The sequence below is a fragment of the Wolbachia endosymbiont of Pentidionis agamae genome (genome assembly GCF_036711655.1).
Taxonomy (GTDB): domain Bacteria; phylum Pseudomonadota; class Alphaproteobacteria; order Rickettsiales; family Anaplasmataceae; genus JAZHPY01.
In genome coordinates this window covers 1-3,869 of record NZ_JAZHPY010000092.1, presented here as the reverse complement: position 1 = coordinate 3,869, position 3,869 = coordinate 1, and the positions used below count along the sequence as shown (strand labels likewise).

The following is a 3,869-nucleotide window of genomic DNA, read 5'->3' as shown; positions in this document are numbered from 1 at the left end:
GTAACGTAAAAAATCAACAGCTTCTCTAATTTCTGCTACTGCATCTGATAAAATCTTTCCTGCTTCTACAATTAAAAGATAAATTAATTTTTGTCTTTTTTCTTCAATCAAATCTGCAGCCTTTTCAAGAATTTTAGCACGCTCTTCTACATCAGTATTTTGCCATTTATGAAAAACCTCATGTGCAGATTCAAGAGCACCAATAGCCTGATTATCTATTGTGTATGAAACTTCTCCAACTATATGTCCCAAAAGAGCTGGGTTTGTTATTTTAACAAAATTATTATTATCAAATAACAATTCTCCAGAGATTATTGGTCCTACTTGCCATTTTTTTTCATTAAAGAATTTTACATAATCTCTAAATTGTAAAATTGTTGTTGAGTCATTAATATCCATACCCAAAGAATTTATTCTTTCTGTTCCTAAAATATCTTTTGGTAGTGGAATACTAGGATGAGGTTCGTAATTAAAATTTTTTGCTTTCTCCAATGGATTACAAATTAAGTCTTCAATGCTAACATTTTTATCATGTATTTTGTGAATGAATGAACTATTTGCCCCATTTTCAAGAAGACGCCTAATCAAGTAGGATAATAAATTATTATATGAACCCACTGGCCCGTAAACACAACAATTAATATTTGTTGTGAGCTCTGTCATTGCATATTCATACAAATCCTTCCCCATTCCATATAAACGCTGAAATTCAAATCCAGGATGATCCTTATCAGCAAGTTCTATTATAGCAGAAAAAGTATAAGCATTATGTGTTGCAAAGCATGGGTAAAAATTATTTACCTTAGCTAAGAGCTTCTGTGCACAAGCTAAATAAGACACATCAGTGTAACTTTTTCTTGTAAACACTGGGTAACTACTTAAGCCCATTTCCTGTGCACGTTTAATTTCTGAATCCCAATACGCTCCTTTTACAAGCCTTACCATGATTTTATGTTGCGATCTTATAGAAACATCCTCTATAAAATCAAGAACTGAAAGAGCACGTTTTTGATATGCTTGAACCGCAATGCCAAGTCCTTCCCAACCGGATAGTGATTGATCTAAACGTAACAATTCAAATAAAATAAGTGATATTTCGAGTCTTTCTGATTCTTCTGCATCAATACACAATGAAATATTATGTTTTTTTGCTTCATGACAAAGCATTAAAACCTTAGAAAATATTTCTTTTGCTACTAGATCAAACTGACCAAATTCATAACGTGGGTGTAAAGCAGATAATTTTATTGAAATGCCATGAGACTTTAAATTATCAGTAGTAGTAGTGGAATAACCTATAACTTTTATAGCATGCATATATGAATTGAAGTATTTTTCTGCATCTTCACAAGTACGAGCAGCTTCCCCAAGCATATCATATGAGTAAGAAAATTTACTATTTTCATCTAACTTAGTATATTCTAGTGCTTCTTCTATTGTATGACCAATAACGAAATGCTTACCTAACATAGATACCGCATGTTTTACTATATTGCGGATCAAAGGCTCACCTAAGTTTTTAAGTAATTTTGAAATTATATTTTGAAACCTTGAACATTCTTTCTGATCTTTTAGTATATCGCTACCCATGATGAGACCCCAAGTATAGGCATTAACAAATAATGAAGATGACCCCAAATGTTTCTTCCATCCCTGATCTACAATCTTATCTTTAATTAATTCATCTACTGTGTAGCTATCTGGAACTCTCAGCAATGACTCAGCAAGGCACATCAAGGCTACTCCCTCATCGCTTGAAAGTGAATATTGTTGTAGAAGAGATTCTATAACCCCTAACTTATTGTGTTTAATTTTTTCAATTATTTGTCTTGCAATAATACAAATTCTATTGCTTACTTCAGGTAGCAACTCTACTTTTTCTGTGAGATAACGTATATAGCTTTTTTCGTCAATATAGTGAAAGCTTTGTACACGTTTTCTTATCTCACTAGGCTCTTGAATAAAATTTGTCATACTTCATTATAAAGACAGTATTTGATTATATATAAAATAACAATTTGATCAAGAGAGATGCAAATTGATACTCTGTATTTATTAATTTCAGATGCTTAATTTTCAAACAAATTATAAATATTTTAAGCTCTTTCAAAAGCTTCTTTACTTTTTTCTAATCCAAAACTTAAGTATAGGTGACTTTTAGATAAAATTATAAAGTACAATATAGCTAGAAATAGAAAGCAGGTAGAAAAAAATCGAAGATAAATTTGCATTTTCTTCTGAAAACTCTTAGATTTTTATTAATACTAATATTTAAGCAATAGTGAAACAGATTTGGAATTTATTAAAAACAGGGCAAAAAGAGAATTATAAAATTGCTTATACAAATGCTCGTATTATTGATCCTGAAAGTAAACTTGATATAAATGGTTCATTACTGACTCAAGGAAATAAGATTGTTGACTTTGGTGAGCAATTATTTCAAGATGGGATTCCATCTGGTATTGATGACATTATAGATTGTAAAGGGCTTATCCTAATGCCTGGCTTAATTGATATTCATGTACATTTTCGCGAACCTGGTGAAGAGCATAAAGAAACCATATATACAGGAAGTAAATCTGCAGCTGCTGGAGGCGTCACTACAGTTGTTTGTCAACCCAATACTGTTCCACCTATTGATAATATTGTTCTTGCTAGATATTTAAAATATAGAGCACTTGAGACTTCACATGTAAATATTGAATTTTATGCTAAAATTACCTCTTCGGAAAAGAAGTTAACTGAAATGGCACTTTTAAAAGAATCAGGAGCAGTAGGGTTTACTGATGATGGCATGCCAGTTATGAATTCATTTGTGATGAGACAAGCGCTACTTTATTCAAGCATGCTTAATGTTCCAATTGCCCAGCATGCAGAAGATCTAGATTTATCAGCTGGTGGCGCAATTAATTACGGTAAAGTTTCTGAAGAACTAGGGATTAAAGGCATTTTAAATGCTTCGGAGTCGATTATAGTAAATCGTGACATACTATTGATGAAGGATATACAAAATGTGCATTATCATGTTTTACATGTTTCTACAAAAGATTCGTTAGAGGCAATTAAGCGTGCAAGAGATTTAGGCTTAAATGTTACTTGCGAAGTTGCTCCTCACCATTTTACTTTAACTGAGGACGCAGTAAAGCAGTATGGCGCAATTGCAAAGATGAACCCTCCTCTTCGCACAGAAGAAGATATGTTAGCTATGATTGAAGGTTTAAAAAATGGTGTGATTGACTGTATTGCTACAGATCACGCTCCACATGATTACCATTCAAAAAACTTATCACTTGAAAATGCAGCTTTTGGTATTGTTGGTCTTGAAACTTTACTTCCTTTATCACTTGAACTTTATCATAACAAAAAGATGAATTTGCTTGATGTACTTGCAAAACTGACTTATCAGCCTGCAGATATTATTCATGTACCACGTGGACGTATACAAAAAGGTCTGGTTGCAGATTTAACTTTGGTTGACCTAGATTATGAGTGGGAAATAAAAACAGAAAATTTTGTGAGTAAATCAAAAAATTCTCCTTTTAATGGCCGAAAGGTAACAGGACGCGTGATGCGTACGATCGCGCAAGGTAAAATTATTTATCAATATGATTAAAGTTTAAATAAATGTTTGATTTTTAGTATAAATCGTTTTATATTATTACAGTAATATAAAATGTGAAGTAAATATGCCTAATACATCAAATAATTATTCAATACCTTCAGATTACTTTATAGAATATCTCAGAAACCATCCTAATAAAAAGTTATCATCTTATATCTCTGAGAGAATGTCCATTAAAAAAATCTCTTTCTGGCATGATAAAAATGGTGCAAAGTTTGAATTCGACATAGAAATAAATGAATTTATG

3 protein-coding genes are annotated in these 3,869 nt (G+C 31.7%); 2 read left to right on the top strand and 1 reads right to left on the bottom strand.

What is annotated here, in order from left to right:
* Positions 1–1,974, bottom strand: a 1,974-nt coding sequence (gene putA, locus V6U76_RS04785) for a bifunctional proline dehydrogenase/L-glutamate gamma-semialdehyde dehydrogenase PutA (RefSeq protein WP_333023969.1), incomplete at its 3' end; no start/stop codon positions are given.
* Positions 1,975–2,281: 307 nt separating this feature from the next.
* Between putA and V6U76_RS04780 the strand changes: the two genes are divergently transcribed.
* Together V6U76_RS04780 and V6U76_RS04775 are read left to right on the top strand one after the other, a co-directional pair.
* Positions 2,282–3,613, top strand: coding sequence for a dihydroorotase (locus V6U76_RS04780; protein WP_333023967.1), 1,332 nt, complete (start codon positions 2,282–2,284; stop codon positions 3,611–3,613).
* A 73-nt stretch (positions 3,614–3,686) separates the two neighbouring features.
* On the top strand, positions 3,687–3,869 hold a 183-nt coding region (locus V6U76_RS04775; RefSeq protein WP_333023966.1), incomplete at its 3' end, for a hypothetical protein.